21 protein-coding genes are annotated in these 23,321 nt (G+C 46.7%); 7 read left to right on the forward strand and 14 right to left on the reverse strand.

The features are described from left to right. Together leuC and MJZ25_14605 are read left to right on the forward strand one after the other, a co-directional pair. Positions 1–1,325, forward strand: a 1,325-nt coding sequence (leuC, locus tag MJZ25_14600) for a 3-isopropylmalate dehydratase large subunit (protein MCQ2125405.1), incomplete at its 5' end; no start/stop codon positions are given. Positions 1,326–1,346: 21 nt separating this feature from the next. Continuing rightward, positions 1,347–1,949, forward strand: a complete 603-nt coding sequence (locus MJZ25_14605) for a 3-isopropylmalate dehydratase small subunit (protein MCQ2125406.1) — start codon at positions 1,347–1,349, stop codon at positions 1,947–1,949. Positions 1,950–2,061: 112 nt separating this feature from the next. Here the strand turns inward: MJZ25_14605 and MJZ25_14610 are convergent, their stop codons facing one another. The 4 genes from MJZ25_14610 to MJZ25_14625 all read right to left on the reverse strand — a co-directional run bounded on the left by MJZ25_14610 (position 2,062) and on the right by MJZ25_14625 (position 5,633). Further along, a complete protein-coding gene (locus tag MJZ25_14610; protein ID MCQ2125407.1) occupies positions 2,062–3,009 on the reverse strand; it encodes a hypothetical protein in 948 nt (315 codons plus the stop codon). A 23-nt stretch (positions 3,010–3,032) separates the two neighbouring features. After that, a complete protein-coding gene (locus MJZ25_14615; protein MCQ2125408.1) occupies positions 3,033–3,398 on the reverse strand; it encodes a hypothetical protein in 366 nt (121 codons plus the stop codon). Positions 3,399–3,419: 21 nt separating this feature from the next. After that, the gene (locus MJZ25_14620) at positions 3,420–4,367 is read right to left on the reverse strand and encodes a hypothetical protein (protein ID MCQ2125409.1); all 948 of its coding nucleotides are present in this window, start codon (positions 4,365–4,367) and stop codon (positions 3,420–3,422) included. Between the two features lie 168 nt (positions 4,368–4,535). Further along, positions 4,536–5,633: a DUF1343 domain-containing protein gene (locus MJZ25_14625; protein ID MCQ2125410.1), complete on the reverse strand. Its 1,098-nt coding sequence runs from the start codon at positions 5,631–5,633 to the stop codon at positions 4,536–4,538. 189 nt (positions 5,634–5,822) lie between these two features. Here MJZ25_14625 and ssb point away from each other — a divergent pair, with 189 nt between their 5' ends. Genes ssb through MJZ25_14640 form a run of 3 tightly spaced genes read left to right on the forward strand, consistent with a single transcriptional unit; the run spans position 5,823 to position 8,280 of the window. After that, positions 5,823–6,293: a single-stranded DNA-binding protein gene (gene ssb / locus MJZ25_14630; protein MCQ2125411.1), complete on the forward strand. Its 471-nt coding sequence runs from the start codon at positions 5,823–5,825 to the stop codon at positions 6,291–6,293. 16 nt (positions 6,294–6,309) lie between these two features. Beyond that, the gene (locus MJZ25_14635) at positions 6,310–7,257 is read left to right on the forward strand and encodes a hypothetical protein (GenBank protein ID MCQ2125412.1); all 948 of its coding nucleotides are present in this window, start codon (positions 6,310–6,312) and stop codon (positions 7,255–7,257) included. Positions 7,258–7,269: 12 nt separating this feature from the next. Then, the gene (locus MJZ25_14640; GenBank protein MCQ2125413.1) at positions 7,270–8,280 is read left to right on the forward strand and encodes an aspartate-semialdehyde dehydrogenase; all 1,011 of its coding nucleotides are present in this window, start codon (positions 7,270–7,272) and stop codon (positions 8,278–8,280) included. A gap of 166 nt (positions 8,281–8,446) precedes the next feature. On the opposite strand, the gene MJZ25_14645 is transcribed toward MJZ25_14640, so the two are convergent. Both MJZ25_14645 and MJZ25_14650 read right to left on the reverse strand, forming a co-directional pair. Further along, positions 8,447–9,562, reverse strand: coding sequence for an aminopeptidase (locus tag MJZ25_14645; GenBank protein MCQ2125414.1), 1,116 nt, complete (start codon positions 9,560–9,562; stop codon positions 8,447–8,449). A gap of 154 nt (positions 9,563–9,716) precedes the next feature. Further along, positions 9,717–10,637 carry a TonB family protein gene (locus MJZ25_14650; GenBank protein ID MCQ2125415.1) on the reverse strand — a complete coding sequence of 307 codons (921 nt, stop codon included), beginning with the start codon at positions 10,635–10,637 and terminating at the stop codon, positions 9,717–9,719. A gap of 667 nt (positions 10,638–11,304) precedes the next feature. Between MJZ25_14650 and alr the strand changes: the two genes are divergently transcribed. Continuing rightward, on the forward strand, positions 11,305–12,528 hold the full coding sequence (gene alr, locus MJZ25_14655; protein MCQ2125416.1) for an alanine racemase: 1,224 nt from the start codon (positions 11,305–11,307) through the stop codon (positions 12,526–12,528). An 8-nt stretch (positions 12,529–12,536) separates the two neighbouring features. Beyond that, the gene (locus MJZ25_14660) at positions 12,537–13,094 is read left to right on the forward strand and encodes a methylated-DNA--[protein]-cysteine S-methyltransferase (GenBank protein ID MCQ2125417.1); all 558 of its coding nucleotides are present in this window, start codon (positions 12,537–12,539) and stop codon (positions 13,092–13,094) included. Positions 13,095–13,172: 78 nt separating this feature from the next. Here MJZ25_14660 and MJZ25_14665 read toward each other — a convergent pair whose 3' ends face one another. The 8 genes from MJZ25_14665 to MJZ25_14700 form a co-directional block, all read right to left on the reverse strand. After that, complete coding sequence (locus MJZ25_14665; protein ID MCQ2125418.1) at positions 13,173–14,288, reverse strand: hypothetical protein; 1,116 nt, start codon at positions 14,286–14,288, stop codon at positions 13,173–13,175. Between the two features lie 32 nt (positions 14,289–14,320). Further along, positions 14,321–15,148: a hypothetical protein gene (locus MJZ25_14670; GenBank protein MCQ2125419.1), complete on the reverse strand. Its 828-nt coding sequence runs from the start codon at positions 15,146–15,148 to the stop codon at positions 14,321–14,323. 234 nt (positions 15,149–15,382) lie between these two features. Continuing rightward, positions 15,383–16,240, reverse strand: a complete 858-nt coding sequence (locus MJZ25_14675) for a hypothetical protein (protein ID MCQ2125420.1) — start codon at positions 16,238–16,240, stop codon at positions 15,383–15,385. Further along, positions 16,228–18,534, reverse strand: coding sequence for a hypothetical protein (locus MJZ25_14680; protein MCQ2125421.1), 2,307 nt, complete (start codon positions 18,532–18,534; stop codon positions 16,228–16,230). The genes MJZ25_14675 and MJZ25_14680 overlap by 13 nt, the downstream gene beginning before the upstream one ends. Continuing rightward, positions 18,518–19,342 (reverse strand): hypothetical protein, encoded by an 825-nt coding sequence (locus MJZ25_14685; GenBank protein MCQ2125422.1) that lies wholly within the window; start codon positions 19,340–19,342, stop codon positions 18,518–18,520. Before MJZ25_14685 ends, MJZ25_14680 begins: the two co-directional genes overlap by 17 nt. Next, positions 19,333–21,729: a hypothetical protein gene (locus MJZ25_14690; GenBank protein MCQ2125423.1), complete on the reverse strand. Its 2,397-nt coding sequence runs from the start codon at positions 21,727–21,729 to the stop codon at positions 19,333–19,335. The genes MJZ25_14685 and MJZ25_14690 overlap by 10 nt, the downstream gene beginning before the upstream one ends. Positions 21,730–21,751: 22 nt before the next feature. After that, complete coding sequence (locus MJZ25_14695; protein ID MCQ2125424.1) at positions 21,752–22,234, reverse strand: hypothetical protein; 483 nt, start codon at positions 22,232–22,234, stop codon at positions 21,752–21,754. Next, positions 22,225–23,321 (reverse strand): hypothetical protein (locus MJZ25_14700; protein MCQ2125425.1); only part of this gene is annotated, 1,097 nt, incomplete at its 5' end. The genes MJZ25_14695 and MJZ25_14700, both read right to left, overlap by 10 nt.

Raw genomic sequence — 23,321 nt, forward strand, 5'->3', positions numbered from 1 at the left:
TCCACCTCTGCCACGAAGTGACCAGCCCCCAGGCTTTCGCTTCCCTTCGTGAAGAAGGCACCAAGGTTCTGTTCCCGGAACGTACCTTCGCTACCGTTGACCACATCATTCCCACCACTTTCCCGGAACGTAACCGTCCTCTCCAGGATGGCATTTCCGAAGAAATGTTCTCCCATATCGAAAAGAATACTGAATCCAACGGCATCAAGTTCTTCGGCCCCAAGACCTGCGAACAGGGTGTGATCCACATTGTTGGCCCGGAAGAAGGCGTTACCCAGCCGGGTATGACCGTCGCTTGCGGTGACTCCCACACTGCTACCCACGGCGCTTTCGGCGCTATCGCATTCGGTATCGGTACCAGCCAGGTTGCTGACGTTCTCGCAACCCAGACTCTCGCCATGAGCCCGCTGAAGACCCGCCGCATCAACTTCACCGGTAAGCTGAAGCCGGGTGTTACCGCTAAGGACGTTGCCCTCGCCTACATCGCCAAGCTTGGCGTGAACGGTGGCGTTGGCTACGCTTACGAATTTGCAGGCCCGGTTATCGAAGCTATGAGCATGGAAGGCCGTATGACCATCTGTAACATGGCTATCGAAGGTGGCGCACGCGTTGGCTACTGCAACCCCGACGAAAAGACTTTTGAATTCCTGAAGGGCAAGCCCTATGCTCCGAAGGCTGACAAGTGGGATGAAGCAGTTGCTTACTGGAAGTCCGTCGCAACCGACGCCGACGCTCAGTTCGACGACGAAATCGAAATCAACTGCGACAATCTCGAACCCATGGTTACCTGGGGTATCACTCCGGCTCAGGCCATCCAGCTCAACGACAACATGCCGAAGATCGACGAATTCGAAGGTTCCGAAAAGAAGGTCATCTCCGAAGCTTATGAATACATGGGCTGGGAAGAAGGTGGCAAGATGATTGGCACCCCGATTGATATCGCCTTCGTTGGCTCCTGCACCAACGGTCGTCTCTCCGACCTCCAGGCTGCCGCAGAAATCATCAAGGGCCACAAGGTTGCCGACACCGTCAAGATGTGGGTCGTTCCTGGTTCCATGAAGATCAAGGTGGAAGCAGAAGCTCTCGGTCTCGACAAGATCTTCAAGGAAGCTGGTGCAGAATGGCGCGAAGCCGGCTGCTCCCTCTGCCTTGCCATGAACCCGGATAAGCTGAAGGGCCGCCAGGTAAGTGCATCTTCCAGCAACCGTAACTTCAAGGGCCGTCAGGGTTCTCCCACCGGCCGTACCATTTTGATGAGCCCCGCCATGGTTGCAGCTGCTGCAATCGAAGGCAAGGTTACCGACGTCCGCAAGTACATCAAGTAATAGGAACAAGGAGATTTAAAAATGAATTCTATTGACATCGTTAAAGGTTCCGGCGTTCCTGTTCGCGGTAACGACATCGATACCGACCGTATCATTCCGGCTCGCTTCCTCAAGTGCGTGACTTTCGAAGGTCTCGGCGCAAACGCTTTCGCTGACGATATCGCCGGCCTCGAAGCCCAGGGCAAGGTTCATCCTTTCCGTGACCCGGCCTACAAGAACGGCACCATCCTGGTTTCCAACCAGAACTTCGGTTGCGGTTCCAGCCGTGAACACGCTCCGCAGGCTCTGAAGCGCTGGGGCATCAAGGCAATCATCGCTGAAAGCTATTCCGAAATCTTCTTCGGCAACTGCGTCGCCCTGGGCGTTCCCTGCTTCAAGGTGGACCACGCAACCGCCGACAAGATTCTCGCATGGATCGAAGCCAACCCCTCCAAGGAATTGGAAACCAGCACCGACGCTCGCACCCTCAAGCTGGGTGACGAAACCATCGCCCTCACTTTGGCTGACGGTCCCCGCGGTCAGTTCCTGGACGGTTCCTGGAACGCACGTTCCGCTCTCCAGGCTAATGCCGACAAGGTGCAGGAACTTGCAGCAAAGCTTCCCTACATGAACTTCCTGAAATAAGGAAGCATCTTGCCATTCCCCGACCACAATCGGGGATCTACCATTAAAAAGAAACCCGAGTCAAACGACCCGGGTTTTCTATTTCTTCAAATTCAGCCTAAATGATTTTTTTCTAGAAACCGGAATTATAGTTTACGCCAACGCTCAACACGCTGCGATAACCGATTTCAAGGCCAAGGCTGCCGCCGCCGACTTTAACACCTGCACCAAGGGTAAAGTTGGTAATATCGCCAATAAACGTGGTAGCACCACCATCAGCCGGCTTGTTGTCCCCTGAGTACATATTGTAGCTATACAAGCTCAAGATTATGCCAGAGCCAGCTTCGGCCCAGAACATGTCATTAAAGGCAAAGCGAAACTTCACCGGAACCACAATGGAGGCAACCGCGTTGTTTACCGTATATTCATACGAATACCAGTAATTGCTATAAGATACCTTACTCTGAGTGGCGGCAATGCTCAAGTCCGCACCAGAAACAATAGCCATATTATTCGTGAAGAAGTAGGCAAAGCCAAGGCCCAAGTTCAAAGAAGCATTTGCACCATGTTCAAGTTCAAGAACATTGCTGCCAAGACCGGCGTGGAAGCCTAGCTTTACGCCAATTGCATCTTCGTCAGAGTCTTCATCTTCATCGGAATGCTTTTTCTTGGACTTTTTCTTCTTAGATTTCTTTTTCTTGGACTTCTTCTTTTTCTTCTTCTTGGACTTCTTGGGAGTATCCTCGGAATCGTCTTCAGAAATTTCCTCGGCACTTTCTTCAGCAGAAGCTACTTCGGTAGCGGAAGATTCTCCTTCGGCAGTTTCGCTTTCAACCACTTCCTTGGATTCCTCGGCAGGTGCGGCCTCGGCTACGGCAGCTTCTTCAGCTGCAACTTCTTCGGCGGCAACCTCTTCTGCAGCCACTTCTTCAGCAGGAGCAGCTTCAGCGGAAGCCTCCGGACTTTCAACCACGGCTTCAGCAACCGGTTGTTCTTCTACTTGTTTCTTCGTCTTCTTTTTTGCCCAAACCGAGGAGCTTGCGCATAAGACACACAATAGGATACAGATGTACTTATTCATGATTAAAAATCCCTAGACAACAATTACTGATGTTCGTATTCTACAGCGTAGCCCCAGAAGGAGCACTTGTACTTGGGAGCACCGGTGAAGTAGAAGAAGTTCTTCTGACGGGAATACTGATTCACGTGAATGTCGACAATGTTGTCCACACGGATCTTTTCGCCCTGATCATTGGTGGTCACCTTGCCCACGAACTTCTTGAGGAACTTGATTTCGGAGCAACCGTAATGAGCAATGTCATATTCATAGCTGACCGGAGTCATCTTCTTCACCTTCATCGGTTCGGTAAGGACCGACTGATTCGGGAAAGCGTAATTCGGCTTGACGACAGTGCAACCGCTGAACAAGCAAGCGGCCAGCAACATCAATGCAATAATGGATTTCTTCATGTTTTTTCTCCCTTTGAAAAATTATTTAAGCCAGAAATACATATTAAAGCCAACATCAATAGCACTTGCAGTGTAGCAACCCTTAGCTTCACTGCAGGCTCTAAATCCAGGACCATAGCCAAGATTCAATCCAAAATTCAGGCTACCCTGCGTAAGGCCAGCACCGAGCATATAATGCTTTATACCAAAACCATGATCCTGGCCATCATTTCCGCTACTAATTCGGCTATAGCGTAAAATCGGCGATCCAGCATACCTTTCATAGTCAATTTCATAATAGTTTGTTTCGCCAGCCTGGCCTGACATCAGGATACCAGCTTGTGCCCAAATCTTTTTTGTAACCATGTATCGTACGTAAATAGGCATGCCGATACTTAAATTCACCACATACTGATTTTTCACAGGAACCCAAATATCTTGGCTTGAAGACCAGCCATAGCTATTAGGAACCTCGACATTCAACTCGTCCGAGTCTTTTCCGCCATAACCAAAAACATCCAGGTAAACACCGGTAAAGACTGCAATTTTATTTTTGAAAAAATAGCCAGCAACAAAACCAATATCAGCACGTCCTCCAAAAGGATACGTTCCACCGGTAATTGCAGAATAGTTCACCGAGAAATCAATTCCGTAATTAAAGCCACTCTGGGAGCGCTTTTCCTTTTCACGCTTTTCGTTTTTCTCGCTTTCCTCGATGGCGATTTTTTCTTCTTTGTCTGCAGCACCTTCGTCTTCCACAAAATCACTGCCGACCACTTCCATGTTGCCATATTCGTCCGCTGCTGCATTTTCGTTTTTCACTTCTTCAGCGGCATTCTCTTCCACCTGTTCTGCAGATTCTTCTTCGGCAGAATTCTCGGTCTCCTCGATTTCTTCGGATTCAACCTCTTCAACGACTTCGGCATCCTCTGCCCAGCCATAAGATACGGACATCAGTCCCATAACCAAATAGCACAAATACTTCTTCATACTTTGTAAAATTTAGTTAATGAAACATTGATGTCAAGAAAATAGGCCATTCTGGGCAAATTCACTAAATAAAGTGTTGCGTGCATCACATTACACGCACAAAAAAAACGCCAGGTTCCCCTGACGTTTCCTGAGATTTTCCACTTACGTTGTACAACGCAATTTCGATTAAATCGAGCTTTCGATGAATTCCTTACGGAAGGTTCCGTTGCCCAGCAGAATGTCGATGGGCAGCTTGTGGAACTCGTATTCGTAAGGCGGCTGCTTCCAGGCGAAATCCTTGGGATATTCGTTGAAGATGTACTGCAGAAGCTTAATGGCCATGTCGAAACTGCGGAACTTGTCACGATCCAGAACGTGAATCTGGGCACCACCGCAAATCTGGCCAGCACCCTTGTGGAACGTGGGCTGGAAATAGTTTTCGCGGAAGTAGACCCCCGGCAGTTTCAGGCCGTTCATGTACTTGCAAAGCTTCACGGCATCGATGAAGGGTGCGCCGAAAATTTCGAAGGGACGAGTGGTGCCGCGGCCTTCGCTCACGTTGGTAGCTTCGAACAGACACATACCCGGATAGACGATTGCGGTATCCAAGGTGGGCATGTTGGGGCTGGGCAAAATCCACGGAAGACCAGTCTGGTCGTACCACATCTTTTTGTCGTAACCTTCCATGTGCATCACGTAGAGTTCGCACTTGGGGAAGCATTCCGCCTTGAACTGTTCGGCCAGTTCGCCGATAGTCTTGGCGTGGCGGGTACGGATGCTGTGGAGGCCCACAAAGCTGGTGTAGTTCAGGTCCAGTACCGGACCTTCTTCATCTACGCAATTAATGGGGTTCGGGCGATCCACGACCACAACGGGAATACCCAGCTTTTCGCAAGCCTTCATGCACAGGTAAAGGGTCCAGATGAAGGTGTAGTAACGGGCACCCACATCCTGCAAATCTACCAGGAGAGCGTCCACATGGGAAAGCATTTCTGCAGTGGGTTCGCGATGTTCTCCATACAAACTATAAACGGGAATGCCAAGTTCAGGGTCGGTGTAGCCTTCCCATTCAATCATGTTGTCCTGGGTGTGGCCCTTGATACCATGCTGGGGGCCAAACAATGCAGACAACTTAAACAATTTGCCATCGTAGGACTTCAGGAGATCCAGAGTGTAGCTCAGGTCTGCACAGACAGAAGCCGGATGGAGGACTGCGCCGAGGCGCTTGCCACGGAGACTTACGGGGAAAGACTTTTCGAAATTTGATAAAGCTAGTGTAACCATGAGTGAGGTTCCAGGTTCGAGGCCCGAAAATTAAACATTTGTTTTTACGACAGAAAAATAGTTTAATTATCCCGGAAATTTTGTTTTTTACGTGTAAAATCCCTTTGGGTTGAGATTTGACACAAAAGTGACATTCAATTTTTTTATCTTTCGTGCAGTAATAAAAAATTAAAATAGGATAATTGAATTATGGCATATTTGAACAAAGTGATGCTCATTGGTAACCTCGGTAAGGATCCGGTCATCAGCGCAAGCCCCAACGGTCGCAAGCGCGTCACCTTCTCCTTGGCAACTTCCCGCCGCTACAAGGACAACAACGGCGAAATGAAGGAACAGACCGATTGGCACAACATCGTTGGCTGGGGCAAGACCGCCGACGTGTTCGAACAGCTGGGCATTCACAAGGGTATGTCCCTCTACGTCGAAGGCACCCTCACCAACCGTAGCTGGACCGACCAGAACGGTCAGAAGCGTTACAGCACCGACGTCAACATGGACACCTTCCAGCTCCTGACTCCCCGCAACCAGAATGGCGGCAGCTTCCAGGGCGGTGGTTTCAACCAGAGCTCCAACTTCAACCAGTCCAACGGCTACAGCCAGTCTAGCGCCCCGGCATACGATGCTCCCATGCCCGAGGGCGACGAAGACCTTCCGTTCTAACGAACTGCTCTAATCGATGAATCAACAAGTCGCAGATATTGCATTGATGCTGGTGCTGCCCCTCGGAATCACCTTTACGGCGATTCTCCAGTCGGCGGCGGCCTACACCCGCACCCAGAAGCTCATTGGCATTCTTCTTTCGATTGTCATTGTGGCCATGGATTGCGTCTTCTACTTCGCAAAGAACACCTACATCACCTACAACTGTGATGGCGGTTTGTTGCTCACCTTCGCAAGCCTGATCTTCCTCGGCATCATCTATGCAGTCCGCAGCGAAGACCGCGCTACCAAGACCGGCAACATCTTCCTTTCCGTGTTCATGCTGGCAGGCTTCCTCGGCATCGCCTACTGGGATCGCCCCACCTTCATCCCGGTGGCCGAGTACACTCCCTACGAACTTGCAATGCAGAACGCCCAGTACCAGGATTACATCAATTCCTTTGAAAACGGCGAAGGCGGCAAGATTCTGTACGACAAGAAGAAGAGCAAGTCTCCCAACCAGGTTAGCGGCAAGGACGACAACTCCCCCGAACGTCTCAAGGAATACACAGCTAGCGCAGAAACCGTTATCGGCCGCATGCGCGACATCATGACTTCCATCGACGAGTTCGAACCGTTGGCAGCAAACATTACCGAAGCTGATCGCGAAGTACGCAGCAGCCAGGCCTTGGCCATCAACAACAGCGCCACTGCCCTGAACAAGAAGGTGATGGGTCTCTATCATCCCCATAGCGCTGCAGAAGCCCATTCCGAACTTATCCAGGCCAGCGAAAACGTTCGCCTGGCAGCCTACTCCCTGTACAACTACACCCTTCAGGAAAATCCCGAAGACCAGTTGAAGCAGTACAAGCAGGCACGTAACCAGATCGCCCAGATGAACGCAGCATTGTCCCGTTTCTGGAACGACATCGAGAATTTAAAATCAAACAACCAACCTCAACAAAATGTTGAGAACGAAAACTAAGGATCAACAACTATGATTCGTAACGTGGCTATCATGGGTGCTACCGGCGCCGTAGGTCAGGAACTCCTCAAGATCCTCGAACAGCGCAACTTCCCTCTCCAGAACCTCAAGCTCCTCGCTTCTGAACGTAGCGTGGGCCGTGAATACACCTTCAAGGGCGAAAAGCTGAAGGTTGAACTCACTTGCGCAGACGCTTTCAAGGGCGTTGACCTGGTTCTCTCTTCCGCAGGCGCAGCAGTGTCTAAGGAATTCGCTCCCATCGCAGTTGAACACGGCGCAGTCGTCGTGGACAACACCAGCTATTTCCGTATGATGGACAACGTTCCGCTGGTCGTTCCCGAAGTGAACGCATGCGACATTCCGCTCCACAAGGCTGAAAACGGCGGTTGCGGCATCATCGCCAACCCGAACTGCACCACCATCATGATGGTCGTCGTTCTGAACCCGATTGAAAAGATTTCCCACATCAAGAAGATCCGCATCTCCTCTTACCAGAGCGCAAGTGGTGCAGGTGCAGTTGCTATGGAAGAACTCCAGCAGCAGTACAAGGATATCCTTGAAACCGGTTCTACCACTCACATCAGCAAGTTCCCCTTCCAGTTGGCTTACAACGTCATTCCGCAGATCGATAAGATGACTGAAAATGACTACACTAAGGAAGAAATGAAGATGTATAACGAAACCCGCAAGATCATGCACTCCGATGTTCGCACCAGTGCTACTTGCGTACGCGTTAGCTCCCTCCGTTCTCACTCCGAATCCGTCTGGTTCGAAACTGAAAAGCCGGTTTCCGTTGAAGAAATCCGCGCTGCTCTCAAGAACGCTCCGGGCGTTACCCTCAAGGACGATCCGCAGAACTACATCTACCCCATGCCGCTTGAAAGCGCTGGCAAGGACGATGTCTACGTTGGCCGTATCCGTAAGGACCTCGCCGACGATTGCGGCAACACCCTGTGGCTCACCGGCGACCAGATCCGTAAGGGCGCAGCTCTGAACGCTGTGCAGATTGCAGAGTTGCTGTAATATTTTTTCAATCTTATGAAACAGAAAATCCCAGGTTTAGCGCCTGGGATTTTTTGTTCGTTCTCACAGCGCGTGAGGGGACGAGTTTCACGAAACTTGAAACTTTAGTTTCTTAGTTGAGTTATCCTCTTTGGGGAAACGCCGTAATGCGACGGTTATGGATAAACTATGCCAGTTCCTCGGGATTCAGGCACTTCAGCTCATCAATGACGAACTTGCCGTCCTTGCGGATGAGAACATCATCGAACCAGATTTCGCCGCCACCGTATTCCGGACGCATGATGAGAACCAAGTCCCAGTGGATTGCGGAGACGTTTCCGTTGGGAGCGTCTTCGTAGCAGCGGCCCGGGGTAAAGTGAATGGAGCCCGCGATCTTTTCGTCGAAAAGAATGTCGCACATTGCGGAGTTCACATAGGGATTGAAACCGATGGCGAATTCGCCCACATAGCGGGCACCTTCATCCGTATTGAACAAGGCATTCAGAGCCTCGTTGGAGCCTGTTTCGCAGGAGGCATTCACGATAGCGCCGTCCTTGAATTCCAAGCGCACGTTACCGAACTGCTTGCCGTCGTAAAGGGACGGCGTATTGTACTGGATAACGCCATTGACGCTGTTGCGCACAGGAGCGGTATACACTTCCCCATCGGGAATATTCATATTGCCGCAGCAAGGCACGGCACCGATGCCCTTGATGCTGAAAGTCAGGTCGGTACCCTGGGAAACCAGGCGCACCTTGTCGGTACGGTTCATCAAGTTCACCAGATTCTGTGCAGCCTTTGCCATGCGGGGATAATCGGCAAGGCAAGCTTCGAAATAGAAGTCCTCGAAAGCCTCGGTGCTCATCTTGGCTGCCTGAGCCATGGACGGATTGGGCCAGCGAAGCACGCACCAACGAGTCTTATTCACGCGGTAGTCCAGGACAGCCTGGTTTGCGAGGCGGTGCATTCTCATCTGGGCACCCGGAACATCGCAGTTTTCCATAGCGTTTTCTGCAGCACGAATAGAAATGTAGCACTGCATCTTCTGCATTTCAGCCATAGCCAATTCTGCAGAAATCTTCATCTGTTCCTCGGAAGCAGACTTTATCTGTTCGCGACGGACACGGCCGCTGTAGTTATGGACGTAAGCGTTACCACCAGCCTTTGCAACTGCCTTCAGCAATTCCGTGGTCAGTTCATCGGGAGTGTCGGTGGTTTCAATCAAGATATTTTCGCCAGCCTTCAGAGCAATGGCATTGTTAATCAAGTTTTCAGCAAGCTTTGTAATACGAGGATCTTTCATAAGCAGGTTCCAGGTTCGAGGCTCGAGGTTCGAGCAAAGTATTGTTTACGCGTCAAATATAAAAAAGCCGACAGCAAAAAGCCGCCGGCAAAAAATTTATCAATCCATAAACCAAATAAAATCCAAAAACCCCATTACCCTAACTACGTCTTTTTTATTCAGAGAACGTGAACGGGATCGTTACGGTGGTATTACCGGATTTCACCTTACTGAACGTCCAACGAGACACAGCCTTCTTGACTTCGTTATCAAAATCAGCGTAGCCTGTGGTTGACGAAACGATGGCGATGGTAATCACTTCGCCGCCAGGAGAAATGGTAAACGACAAAGTCACCTTTCCCTGGAATCCCGGATTTTTCTTGAGATGAGAATTATAGATGTGACGCAAACCTGGCGTACGCTGACGAACAACCTTCATAATATCCGATGCAGAACGGGACGAATTTCCAGTACCCATATCAATTTCATTCGGCCTAGGAGGAGTCAACTTGCCGATAGCTTTCGTAGAGATAGCACCAGCACCATTCATCAAGCCAGCCAAACCATTAGCAATTCCACCACTTCCACCTGAGGCGATAGCCTCGTTGAAGCCGGCGTCAACCACGCCCCTACGGGAAGTAATGCTTGTCTTACCAGTTACCTGAAGGCCATTGGTATTCTTGATGACCTTGTCAATATCGTGAGCGAACTTTTTATCGTTCATGAGAGTGTAGACGGAATTCGCGGCATTGTTGGTTTGTGCGGTAAGCAGTTTCAACACGCCTCGAGATTCCGCAGCCTTCGGATTTCCTCGGCCCGACTGTTTAGCACCGCTGCCTGGGCGGCGACTCGGAACTGTCTGCTTCGGTTTCGGTTTTTCCTTGGGCTCGACCTTTTTTTCCTCCTTTTTTTCAATGATGTTCATGGTGGTCGTTATATCCATTTGAGGAGTTTTCTCAAAAATATCTTCATCAATAAGAACTTCATACGTGGTTGCCCAGAAGCACAGCAACAGTGCCACAAGGAGAGAGGCACTAGCCACAGCGCCCATCTTCTTGTCGGATTCCGGAAGCAGCATAGCTACGATCGGATCCATCTTTTCCTTTTTGTTTTCCCTTACGGGTTGTTTTGTGTTTTTCATGATTTTATCCATCCTCCCCTCTTGCGAGGGAAAAAGAGTTTGTTTGTAATCAGGGTAATAGGGAAGCAACAGCCCTTAAAGTCAAGAGCTTGTCCCAAGAGCTGTTTCTTTGGGTGCAACAATTAGAGAAGGGCTTTTGCAGAGGCAAATCCCAGCGCTAACTTATCGATGTTAGAGAGAAGACAACCAAGTTGATTCGTGTTGCTGTGTTTCAGACGCGATCAACTTTTGACCAAGATTTTTCATTCAGAATTTTGTTCTGTTACCGCTCCTTATTTCGGTACAAGAGCAATAATCTTCCTTGATCAACTTGAAACTACAAACAAAAATTTCATGAGGAACGTCGTGATCAGTAAACAAAACTTTATCAATAAAATTGTAAACTTGATTTTGAACAAAATAACACAACAAAACACGCGTGGTTACTGGGCTGGATAAAAAATTTTAGAACAACATTTTATTTCCAATGTTTACAAAAGCGACTTGAAATTTATCGCAACTTAATCTATTCCGATTTAGAGTAACATAGTGTTGTGATGCCGAGCAAAAAACGTGGCTTTTTCGCCCCCATTTTCGTATACGATGAACCAAAAAGTGGCTAGATATTTATATTTCTCGCATCATGAAGCTTTTATCTACCCCTCCCGATCTTAATAGAATTGCGCGCCCCAACTGGATTGAAATCAACCTCGACGCCCTTTGCAACAACATTCAATTTATCCGTAGCCAGATTCCCGCCAACACCAAGATTCTCTTGCCGGTGAAGGCCGACTCCTACGGACACGGCAGCCTGGCCTGCTCCTTTGCCGCAAAGTTCGGCGGTGCAGATTACCTTGGCGTGGCCCACATTAGCGAAGGTATGATCCTCCGCCAGTACGGCATGGACTTGCCTATCCTGGTGCTCGGCCCCTGCACTCCTGCAGACTTCGCCTACTTCGTTGAATTCCAGCTGACCGCAGCCATTACCGACATTCGTACCGCAATGGCATTCGACCAGTTCCTTCGCGAAAACGATTGCACTTGCAAGGCCCACTTGAAGATTGACTCCGGCATGAACCGTTACGGTTTCGACGCCGAAGACTTCAACAACATTCGCGCCGCACTCAGCTTGAAGAACCTGAAGTTCGAAGGCATGTTCACTCACTTGGCAACCGCCGACATGCCGGGCAACCCCAAGACAGAAATTCAGATCCAACGTTTCGCACGCCTGGTAGACGTTCTTGAAGCGGAAGGACTCCGTCCGGAAATCTGCCACTGCTCCAGTTCTGCAGGCACCCTCACCCATCCCGAAAGTCATTTCGACATGGTGCGTCCGGGCCTGGCCTTGTACGGCTACAACCCCATGGGCGCAACTCCAGCACCGTGGCCCATCAAGCCTGTCATGAAGATCAAGTCTACCATCCGTCATATTCACGACGTGAAGCCAGGCGAAACCGTTAGCTACGGCGGTTACTGGATGGCACAGCAACCTACCCGAATCGCAACCATTGCCATCGGTTACGGTGACGGCTATCTTCGTGGCGAATACAACAAGGGATTCGTCTTTATCCGCGGTCAGCTCTGCCCCATACTGGGACGCGTTTGCATGGACGCCACCATGGTGGACGTAAGCCACATTCCTGACGTTCAAGTTGGCGAAACCGTCGACGTAGTAAACGGCGAACTGGACTTCCGCATTTCCATGGAAAGCGTTGCGGACGACCACCATACCATTCCGTACGAACTTACAAGCCGCGTGGCTCGCCGTCTGTACCGCAAGTACTACTGGAAGAACCGCCTGGTCCGCTGGGACTACCTGCGTCAGGAATTCGGCGTGAAGGAATTCAAGGAATTCCCGTTGCGATGACCACTCGTATGGATTTTAAAGACGAAAAGTTCACAACAATCAGGCACCGCAACTTGTGGGGCCAATGGACTTTCGTGTTTGAAAAATCCAAATTATGCAGCCTGTGCTATTCCCCTGAAGAAAGTGGTGAAGTTCGCCCCAGCGCAGTACAGGCCTGCACCTACGCCGTCGCAGACATCGACGTCAGCTTGCCACCAACCGTCAGCCGCGCCTACCGCAAGGCCGTGCAGCAACTGAACGAATATCTGGCCGGCAAGCGAAAGTCATTTTCTATTCCGTACAAATTATACGGAACTGAATTTCAGATTAAGGTATGGGAGGCCCTAAAGGAAATCCCCTTCGGCGAAACACGTTCCTACAAGGAAGTCGCCGAGATGGTTGGAAGTCCTAAGGCTACCCGAGCCGTAGGTGGCGCGCTCCACGAGAATCCAATTCCTTTAATCCTCCCCTGCCATCGCGTCATTGGTAAGGCGGGAGCCCTCGTAGGCTTTGGGCTGGGGCTGGATATGAAAAGACGCCTTCTTGTGATAGAAGGCGCCATTCCTCAAGAAATGAATCTGGAATAGGAGATCCCGGGTCGGAGCCCGGGATGACATTCAATGTGCCCGGGATGACATTTAACAAGCCCGGGATGACATTTAGGATTAGTCCTTGTCGTCGAAGGCCTCGGCTTCTTCCGGTTCTTCAACGGTCCAGTCACGAATGTGCTGGGCAAGTTCCTTCTGACCATCCTTCTCAAGACTGTCAGCCAAGTCCGTCAATTCGTCGGCATCCATGGTGGTGAGGTCGTTTTCAAAACGGGTCACATAACCAGAAAGTTGTTCGTAACGCTTGAGGGCGGCCAGCAATTGCATGAATTCCAGGCTTGCGGTAGAACCACAGCGGAACTTTTCGTGTTCCTTGAGAACCTGGTCTGCTTCGCCTTCGGGCAATACAGAAACCAAGCGGCCCAGGTTAATAATCTTGGGGAAAGTTTCGTACAGCTGGCGAGCAATCTTCAAGCAATCAGACTTGCGACCTTCCTTATCGGCAATGGCAGCCTGCAAATCCATGAAGGCTTCTTCGTCTTCGCTGGCAGGATTCTTCACGTCGTTCATCCACTGCTTAGCCATGACCAAGTCGCCGGCCATAAAGTAGGCGTTGGCAATATCGATAATGGTGGCGTTGCTCTTGTCCGGATCCTTCAGCAGAGCGGCCTTGGCGTAGTTAGCGGAATCGTTAATGGAATCGGCCATGTCGCAAATGGCGTCCAGCACGTCTACGCGGTTTTCAAGAGCGAACTGATCTTCCTGGGCGATAAGTTCATTCAGCAACTTGGAGGAACGTTCGGCAGGCATCACTTCGCTCAAGCTGAGGAACACCACAGAACGGCCTTCCCCACCCACGTGACGCACAGCCAGGTCGTGAATCAAGTCAGCGACATAATCCTTGTCTTCGAAGTCCTTGGCAATTTCCACGAAGAAAGTACCTGCATCGTAGAACAGGTTGTCCCAGTATTCCTTCTCTTCGTCTTCAGCCTTGAATGCACAGAAATCTGCACGGAGAGTCCAAGCCAACAATTCCAGCTGAACCTTGGGATCCTTGCATTCTTCAATATCATCCAGACCCTTGCCGATGGTTTCGTAAAGATCATCAGGACGATTCAGAAGACGGCTCTCACCGCTTACGACCTGCATCAATGTTTCGCGAAGGCGATCTTCCTTACTGCGGTTGGCCTGAGCCAGCGCCGGGGACTTAAAAAACTTTTTCTTCTTTGCCATGTTTTAAAATGTAGAAAAATAAAGATCCTGGCCTATTTCTTCTTCAAGGATTTCTTGTAATCCTCGCAGCGCTTTTGCTGGCGGATTAGAATAGAATCAGCAACATTCCTTGGCATATCCGAGTATGGAGTTTTAGCAAACATTTCGTACTCCGGGTCTCCCATTTCAGGAATCAATCCAAAGGTTCCGTTAAATCTGCTTTTTCTCCCTTCAAAAGTATTCTCATAATCGACTGGATCTACAAACACAGAATCACACGGAGAGCCGTATTTAAGCCTGTACGTACCACTTATCCGCAGGTCATTATTAAAATCACGAACTACTCTCTGTACAAGGCGTCCCTTGTCATCCCAGGTATAAATCTCCTGAGAAAAAACATAACGTCCCAAAGAATCCTTTTTAGCATTTTGCCACTTCGCATCAGCTAAGCATTCATCCCTGAATAAGGCCTGAAGCGTATCACAGCCTTCCTCTATATAAACAATCCGACCATGTCTATATAAGTGCAAAATATAACTGAATCCGTTGATATACATGAAACTATACGTCATTTGATTCTTTTCATCAAAAAACGTTTCATTCAATTCATAGTAACTCTTTTCCCCATTCATTTCGTGAACTATTGAATCAATCATAAATTGATTATCATCCGACACATAAAGACAATATAGCCTATCTCCACCCATATCGCTACAATTCATCGTATAATTGCGTGTTAAGGAATCTTCTTGATTTATTGAGCTGGTTATTCTTCGCCAGACCTTTTTCTCGGAGGCTACATCATCGATAAATTTGTCATAAAATGAGCCAGCCATAGCCAGTTCTACTAAACAGAAAAACAAAAAAAGAACTAATCGCATTCAATACTTTTCCTATCTTCTTTTGAGGGTTCTGGGCTGGGATCAACTATAGAAGTCCCCCAGCAGGAGGTCGTCATGTAGGTGCCCGGGATATGGATGTTCTCCAGGAACAGCGACTCGTTATCCTCGCTGACATGGACAAGCACGTTGCAGTTCTTCGTGTCGTAATCAGACGTCAAGGCCACCCCTGCCCAGCAAAAGGCAAGGCCAAACAGAACGAACACAAGAGAATTTCTAACGGTGATTCCCATTTCCTTTCTTCAAGGATTTCTTGTAGTCTTCACAGCGCTTCTTTTGGCGTTCTAATAATTCTGGAGTCGCTTCAAATTCATACGGATTTTTCGCAAATTCTGCATACTCGGGATCATCCTTCTCTGGCATTTTGCCAAAAGAGCCATCATATTTTCCCTTTTCCGAAAGGGCATCCCAGTCAACAACGTAATCAACTGGTTCTACACGCACCGAATCACAAGGAGTTTTATAGAAAAAATCATACGTTCCATTTATTTTAGAATTAAGTGGTCCTGAAACAATTCTTTGCTTCAAGCGACCTTTTTCATCCCAGACAAACCTTTCACGAGTCATAACAAATTTTCCAAAGCGATCTTGTTCCAAATTCGTAAAATCATTTGATAAGAGACCAAAGCACAGGCTCTTTTCCGCTTCGTGTATTGTATCGCACAATTCATCATGTGTAAGAAGTTTTCCTGAGTCATATCTATACTCAGAATAAATATTTTCAGTACGTAATCCGCTAAAGACAAGTTCTTGATTTACGTCATAAATATCCTCAAACACTTCATAGTGATTATCGTTACGAACAAAAGAATCGACTCTTGAGATACTTCCTTTAGAAATCAAGAAACATTTCTTTATGGAATCTAGACGCTCGCCTTCGCCCCTTACAAACCAACCGCCACAGTAAATTTCAAGGTCAAGTTTAATGGAATCCTCATAAACAAGGCTTCGAGTCCCTTCGAATTTAAAATTTGATTCTATTAAATTTTGCTTTCGGCTCTCATAAGACTGAACGTCAGCACCATATGAGTACAAAAAGCATGCAGCCAACAAGCAAAGAATTATTCTAGACATTTTACAGGGTTCCTTGGACGAGGTGTTGGCCGAGGACTCACTGGATAACGTTTTCCGTCCCCCAAATGACCTTTATCAATTATTTCAAAGTTTTTATACCCTTTTGATATATCTTTCAAACTTTTAATTCCTTTAAGCACACAACTTTCGTAGCTACGCATAGGATCATTTGTTTTGTAGTTTTCTTCTGTTATGAAAAAATCATCTGCTAATTTTTTCACATAGAAATTATAGTTCGTAAAATGACCTTTTTCATGTTCATAAGTTAATCTCATATCTTCTTCCCTCCAACATTTTTCTTTCCAATTTTTTTCTGTAACATCATACATCCAATTTGACGAATATACTTTCGCATGAGAGTTAGCATCAAAATCTATTTTATAAGTTTGAATAAAAATGCCATCACCAAAGCACACACAGTCAAAGCTAATTGTCGCAAGATTCATCACAAGCCTACCAAACGTATAATCCTGAATGCCCCTCTCTTTGTCTCGCTCTCCAGGATAATACTGAAGTCCTCCTGACGAATTATAAAAATCCTTAGAGGGCTCATTAGGTCGACTACAAAAAGCCGGAAAAGCAACATCACCTGTTTCTAATTCTTTGCAACGTATTTCTTTCTCTGTTCTTTCTTTTTTTAACAGCACAGATTTATTCTCTTCATATTCATAATTTTCAAGCTCTTCAAAAAGTGTATCTCCCGTAACCGAAATCGAGAAACTTGTTTTTAGATTATCAAATTCATCATATAAATCAACAAATTCTTGTCCATCAGGCATTTTTAATCGAACAAATTTTTTCTCGTCATTTATCTCTAACACGCTATACGTACCATCAAGATAAATTGATGAGTCAACAACAACGTCTCTTTCGTTAGTCCTTTTTAAGTAGAATGTAAACTCATCGCCATTAAAATCAAAATCTTTCTTTTTCCACACGTCTAATTCTTCAGCAACCTCAACGGTTTTCTTGATCTTGGTTTCCTTGCCCATGAAATACCTGATCTTGGACTTTACCTTCTTGTAGGCGCGGCCGAGGGCGTCAAACAAGCCAGATTTTGCAGGTTGGGTATCTCCATACGACAAAATTCTTGAGGAATACTTTTCCTTGCCGACATAGATCCAGCCGTCTTCCAGGTCATTACTCCGCTCTTTCATCAAACTGGGATCACGGCACTGCCCGTCCTCTTCGCTTGAACTACTCTGCAAATCGTCTCCAGTATTTTCATCTCCAGCACTGCTGCTGGAACCATTCTCTTCGCAGTCGCCGACGATACAGCCGAAATGGTCTAGTTTGAAGTTTGGCAACAGCTGACGGGACCAGCACTCATCCTCCCTGCTTGTGAGCATTGCATCCGCCACATCATCATCAATGTAGCAGTTGACGGTTTCCTGCTCTTCGCTGGAACTGGAACTTTCTTCGCTGGACGACGATGTTTCTTCAGACGAGGAACTCTCTTCGGATGACGAACTTGATTCCGCAGAAGAAGATGAACCGGGAACACTGCAGAAATTACCATTCTCCCTGCCACCGGCATCGATATCGCTGCAGCCGGGGAAAGCCTTGACCTCGGACGTTTTCACGCCAATCCTGGTCGAGTCCATGGGACCGGGATTTGTGCAAGTACCCATGTTCCTGTTGGGTTCCTTTTTACGGTTCTCGCAGCAGCGTTCAGTCTTCCAGTCGTTTATGTAGTCTTCGTACCACTTGGAACCGCATATATCGCAGGATGCGGACACGCAATACTCCGTCGCACCGCCCTCGCGTTTAACGGGAAAGACTCCGCCCTCGAACGCGCCACCCTTCTCGCCGCACTTGAGCTCTTCACGTGCCAGCAAAACCTGCTTGGCCATCCGCTCGCTCTTGGCGCAGTACAGCGGGACTGACGAGGAATCCTCGCAGTCTACACTGACGGCAACATCGTACACATAGCTCCACGGCTGGTAGAAAAAGCCGCTCATGTTACCGGTTCTGAGACCGAAGTTACGGAAATAGCAAATCTGGCCAGACTTGTTGGTAAACGTCTTGGTCCCGATGTTCTTCATCTCGTTTTTGTAGTAGCTGGAAGTGTCCAGCACATGACAGTACGTCGCAGAAGTCCCCCAGCAGGAGGTCGTCATGTAGGTGCCCGGGATATGGATGTTCTCCAGGAACAGCGACTCGTTATCCTCGCTGACATGGACAAGCACGTTGCAGTTCTTCGTGTCGTAATCAGACGTCAAGGCCACCCCTGCCCAGCAAAAGGCAAGGCCAAACAGAACGAACACAAGAGAATTTCTAACGAGTCTTACCATTTCCATTCTTCAAGGACTTCTTGTAGTCCTCGCAACGTTTCTTTTGACGTTCAAGCAATTCTGGAGGGGCATCGAATTCATAAGGATTCTCTGCAAAATCTTTATATTCAGGATCCTCTATTTCAGGAATTTTCCCAAATGAACCATCATACACACCCGTTTTTTCAAAAAAATTTATTGGATAATCAACAGGCGTAACATGAATAGTATCACAAGGCGTTCCATACGTGTATATATATGATGAGTTTAATTTTAGAACATCATTCGAATACCACAAAACACGTTTTTTTAAACGTCCAAAACTATTCCACTCATATTTTTCCCGACTAAAAACATAACGTCCATTTGAGTCAACGCTCGCTTTTTCCGCCAAAGCTTTCATTCTACAATCATCTTTAAAAAAAGATTGTAAAGTATCACACCCTGTTTCAACATAAACAAGTCTTCCTCGATTATATATCATACGATTATAACGGAAGCCATGGATATACATGGAAACGTATATCAAAAAGCCTTCATCATCATATATTCTTTCAAACAAATCATAATATTCATCACTCCGTCCATCTTTATCACCCTTTACCAAACCCTTATATTTGGGATTTCTATAGATAATAGAATCAATATGTGACAGACCATTTTCCGAAGTAAATCTACACCTTTTCTGTTCATTCCCCCAATCAGAACAGGACTCGTTAAAAATTCGTACAATAGAATCAGCATACACTTTAGTCCGTACACCATCTGAATAACATTCACATGGGATAATGACAAGCAATAGCGCAATGACATAAAATTTTATTTGCATTTTACAGTTTTTCGTCCTACTTGATTTGATGGTTCCGCAGTAGCATGTATTACTATTTCACCCCCGTCATACATGTCTTCACCTTCGTGTTCAAAATCCAGAGCCAACCAACGATAAAAGTTGATCTGAAAACTCTTTCGAAAATAAGGCTCATGTATTTTGCAATCTTCAAGCGATGGGAAAAGTAAGTTCTTCGTGACTTCATACAATTCTTTTCTAGAAAAATATTTTACAGCACTTATGCCGTTCTTAACATGAACGACTTCATGCCGATATGTTTTTTTCATTTCTCCCCTTTCCCAACAAGACTCAACCCAATCGTTCGACTGTTCCATCAAAGTCCAATTGGAAAAATAAACATAGATCTCATAATCAAGTTTTATTTCCGGGTAAACGATTTCATAATCATCACAACCTACTTTTTTCATACAAGCAAAGCCCCGTCTTTTTTTATAATCAAAGCCTTCCCCACCCATAGAAATCATCATTTGAGACGCTCCAAACGTCATAGATCCATTGTGTCCTGGGAAGAAATTTGTCTCAGCATATTTTGTATCCTCTAAAGGATATTGCAAACATTCTGCTTCATAAGCATCTTCACTTTCAAAAGGGCATAAATCGCTTTTGGCATGATAACGAGGAGTAACAGGATTTACGCTTTTTAATAAAACAGACGATAAAGAGGAGAAGTTTTCCCAACTGTTCATTAGCAGATTAAGATTGAGAAAAGCCGTATCCCCGCTCACTCTCAAAAAAATTGATTTTAAAGATCCTTTGTCATCATATATGAAATTCTTTGGAAAACCAATGAAGAAAAAATCCTTTATCAAATCATCCTCATCATATAGTAAAGTGGACTCAAAACCCGAAGAATCTATTATTGAAGCAAAAGAATCTTTTAAACTTATCTTTCGCAAAGAATACTTTCCGTTTGCATATACAAGAGAATCGATTTTATCTGTCCCCTCAGAATTTTCCTTTTTGTATCGAACAACTTCCTTTCCATCAATTTCCTCGACTTTTTTCCACACGTCAAGTTCCTCGGCGACTTCAACGGTCTTCTTGGCTTTGGTTTCCTTGCCCATGAAATACCTGATCTTGGATTTTACCTTTTTGTAGGCGCGGCCTAGGGCGTCAAACAAGCCAGATTTTGCAGGATGGGTATCTCCATACGACAAAATTCTTGAGGAATACTTTTCCTTGCCGACATAGATCCAGCCGTCTTCCAGGTCATTACTCCGCTCTTTCATCAAACTGGGATCACGGCACTGCCCGTCCTCTTCGCTTGAACTACTCTGCAAATCGTCTCCAGTATTTTCATCTCCAGCACTGCTGCTGGAACCATTCTCTTCGCAGTCGCCGACGATACAGCCGAAATGGTCTAGTTTGAAGTTTGGCAACAGCTGACGGGACCAGCACTCATCCTCCCTGCTTGTGAGCATTGCATCCGCCACATCATCATCAATGTAGCAGTTGACGGTTTCCTGCTCTTCGCTGGAACTGGAACTTTCTTCGCTGGACGACGATGTTTCTTCAGACGAGGAACTCTCTTCGGATGACGAACTTGATTCCGCAGAAGAAGATGAACCGGGAACACTGCAGAAATTACCATTCTCCCTGCCACCGGCATCGATATCGCTGCAGCCGGGGAAAGCCTTGACCTCGGACGTTTTCACGCCAATCCTGGTCGAGTCCATGGGACCGGGATTTGTGCAAGTACCCATGTTCCTGTTGGGTTCCTTTTTACGGTTCTCGCAGCAGCGTTCAGTCTTCCAGTCGTTTATGTAGTCTTCGTACCACTTGGAACCGCATATATCGCAGGATGCGGACACGCAATACTCCGTCGCACCGCCCTCGCGTTTAACGGGAAAGACTCCGCCCTCGAACGCGCCACCCTTCTCGCCGCACTTGAGCTCTTCACGTGCCAGCAAAACCTGCTTGGCCATCCGCTCGCTCTTGGCGCAGTACAGCGGGACTGACGAGGAATCCTCGCAGTCTACACTGACGGCAACATCGTACACATAGCTCCACGGCTGGTAGAAAAAGCCGCTCATGTTACCGGTTCTGAGACCGAAGTTACGGAAATAGCAAATCTGGCCAGACTTGTTGGTAAACGTCTTGGTCCCGATGTTCTTCATCTCGTTTTTGTAGTAGCTGGAAGTGTCCAGCACATGACAGTACGTCGCAGAAGTCCCCCAGCAGGAGGTCGTCATGTAGGTGCCCGGGATATGGATGTTCTCCAGGAACAGCGACTCGTTATCCTCGCTGACATGGACAAGCACGTTGCAGTTCTTCGTGTCGTAATCAGACGTCAAGGCCACCCCAGCCCAGCAAAAGGCAAGGCCGAACAGAACGAGCACAAGAGAATTTCTAACGAGTCTTTCCATTTTTTCAAGAAAGTCCACATTATCAATCTAAGCCATGGAATGAAGAGCCCCAGTCGCCGCCACCGTAATCTAAATTCAAAAAGGCGGTATCACCACGAACTTCCCGATATTCAACTTTTAACGACCCATCATTTTCATAAAGATTTGTTTCACCGATACAAAACACATCAACGATTGTCGAATTTTTAAAAATGGTATACCATACAACACCTGTCCGGTATTTTTCTCTAATTATATTTTGTATTTCGTTATGTTCTTTAACATAACTTGAACCATCAGAATATACAACAGAATCTATCATAACAGATTTGTCGTCATTTATCTTAAAGAACGATTTTTTCTCTTCACCGCAATCAGCCCCAGACAGACATTCGTTTATTTTTACTGTTAATACAACGACCCTGCCGTTTACAGCTATTTTTTCCGTTCCAACAACGGCCCATTTACCCTGCGCTGCAACAAATGAAACGATAAGGATAAACAATATAGACTTTATTAATCGCATAACACCGGAATCCTTTTACTATCTGATGCTTTGGGGCTTTCTGGATTTTTATGCATGACTTCACGTTTCCACCAGCTACGATAATTCTTCATAACCTTATCCATCTGTATATCCCCCTCTCTAATACATGCACCCCAGTCACTCATATTATTTGTAATTTGTTCATTTCGCTCCGTCAGCATGTATTTATTAATTATCCTATCAACGTATTTTCTTGCATTTAAAATATGAGCAGCTTCATGATCATACGTTTTCTGCATATCTTGCAAACTCCAGCACTGTTCTATCCATTCCTTATTATTTTCATCATAGAACCAATTAGACCTAAACACATTGATTGTTTCATTTGACAGAAAATTTTCAACAACGTGATTATACAACTTCCCGCATTTTACGCACCGAAACGAGTCAGAAGAATCCGCATGGGATGTACCAAACGTTGGTTTTCCATTCAATCCCGGAACATATTTTTTATCCGCATTTTTATTAGTCTTTACATAATATTCAACAGACTCTTTTCTAAATCGAGGACAAGACGCCTTTGGTAAACCAGACTGTTCAACAAGATTTGGACAGGTTTTATCATACGAATTTTTCTTTAAACCAACAGCTTTTTCGGACGTTTGATAATCAACAATACTTACATCAAAAATTTCATCATATGCTAAATTCAAAAAAGCGGTATCCCCATGAATTTTAGAGAAAAAAAGAACCAACTCTCCGTTTTCGTCATAAATATCTTTCTCCTTTAAACCAACACAGAAGCTATTTATCAAAACATTATTTTCATCATAAACATCGTAGAATTCTTCTCCATTCTCGCTCCTATAACGGACATAATTTAACACAAGATTTATTTCATTAACACTGAATTGATCATTATCTAATAATGTTGAATCAATATCAATGTTTCCATCTTCCGTAAATTTCCTAAAAGAAACAACTTCCTTTCCATCAACCTCTTCAACCTTCTTCCATACATCCAATTCCTCGGCAACTTCAACGGTCTTCTTGGCCTTGGTTTCCTTACCTATGAAATACCTGATCTTGGACTTTACCTTCTTGTAGGCGCGGCCGAGGGCGTCAA

Origin of the sequence: Fibrobacter sp. (genome assembly GCA_024399065.1) — a bacterium.
In the GTDB taxonomy this organism is placed as follows: domain Bacteria; phylum Fibrobacterota; class Fibrobacteria; order Fibrobacterales; family Fibrobacteraceae; genus Fibrobacter.

Bases quoted from the DNA above. Each gene is read 5' to 3' on its own strand.
- MJZ25_14665 (MCQ2125418.1), bottom strand. From the start codon at position 14,288: ATGGCAAAGAAGAAAAAGTTTTTTAAGTCCCCGGCGCTGGCTCAGGCC.
- MJZ25_14690 (MCQ2125423.1), bottom strand. From the start codon at position 21,729: ATGGAAAGACTCGTTAGAAATTCTCTTGTGCTCGTTCTGTTCGGCCTT.
- MJZ25_14650 (MCQ2125415.1), bottom strand. From the start codon at position 10,637: ATGGATCCGATCGTAGCTATGCTGCTTCCGGAATCCGACAAGAAGATG.
- MJZ25_14680 (MCQ2125421.1), bottom strand. From the start codon at position 18,534: ATGGTAAGACTCGTTAGAAATTCTCTTGTGTTCGTTCTGTTTGGCCTT.
- ssb (MCQ2125411.1), top strand. From the start codon at position 5,823: ATGGCATATTTGAACAAAGTGATGCTCATTGGTAACCTCGGTAAGGAT.
- MJZ25_14625 (MCQ2125410.1), bottom strand. From the start codon at position 5,633: ATGGTTACACTAGCTTTATCAAATTTCGAAAAGTCTTTCCCCGTAAGT.
- alr (MCQ2125416.1), top strand. From the start codon at position 11,305: ATGAAGCTTTTATCTACCCCTCCCGATCTTAATAGAATTGCGCGCCCC.
- MJZ25_14695 (MCQ2125424.1), bottom strand. From the start codon at position 22,234: ATGCGATTAATAAAGTCTATATTGTTTATCCTTATCGTTTCATTTGTT.
- MJZ25_14610 (MCQ2125407.1), bottom strand. From the start codon at position 3,009: ATGAATAAGTACATCTGTATCCTATTGTGTGTCTTATGCGCAAGCTCC.
- MJZ25_14635 (MCQ2125412.1), top strand. From the start codon at position 6,310: ATGAATCAACAAGTCGCAGATATTGCATTGATGCTGGTGCTGCCCCTC.
- MJZ25_14620 (MCQ2125409.1), bottom strand. From the start codon at position 4,367: ATGAAGAAGTATTTGTGCTATTTGGTTATGGGACTGATGTCCGTATCT.
- MJZ25_14675 (MCQ2125420.1), bottom strand. From the start codon at position 16,240: ATGTCTAGAATAATTCTTTGCTTGTTGGCTGCATGCTTTTTGTACTCA.
- MJZ25_14660 (MCQ2125417.1), top strand. From the start codon at position 12,537: ATGGATTTTAAAGACGAAAAGTTCACAACAATCAGGCACCGCAACTTG.
- MJZ25_14640 (MCQ2125413.1), top strand. From the start codon at position 7,270: ATGATTCGTAACGTGGCTATCATGGGTGCTACCGGCGCCGTAGGTCAG.
- MJZ25_14615 (MCQ2125408.1), bottom strand. From the start codon at position 3,398: ATGAAGAAATCCATTATTGCATTGATGTTGCTGGCCGCTTGCTTGTTC.
- MJZ25_14605 (MCQ2125406.1), top strand. From the start codon at position 1,347: ATGAATTCTATTGACATCGTTAAAGGTTCCGGCGTTCCTGTTCGCGGT.
- MJZ25_14670 (MCQ2125419.1), bottom strand. From the start codon at position 15,148: ATGCGATTAGTTCTTTTTTTGTTTTTCTGTTTAGTAGAACTGGCTATG.
- MJZ25_14685 (MCQ2125422.1), bottom strand. From the start codon at position 19,342: ATGCAAATAAAATTTTATGTCATTGCGCTATTGCTTGTCATTATCCCA.
- MJZ25_14645 (MCQ2125414.1), bottom strand. From the start codon at position 9,562: ATGAAAGATCCTCGTATTACAAAGCTTGCTGAAAACTTGATTAACAAT.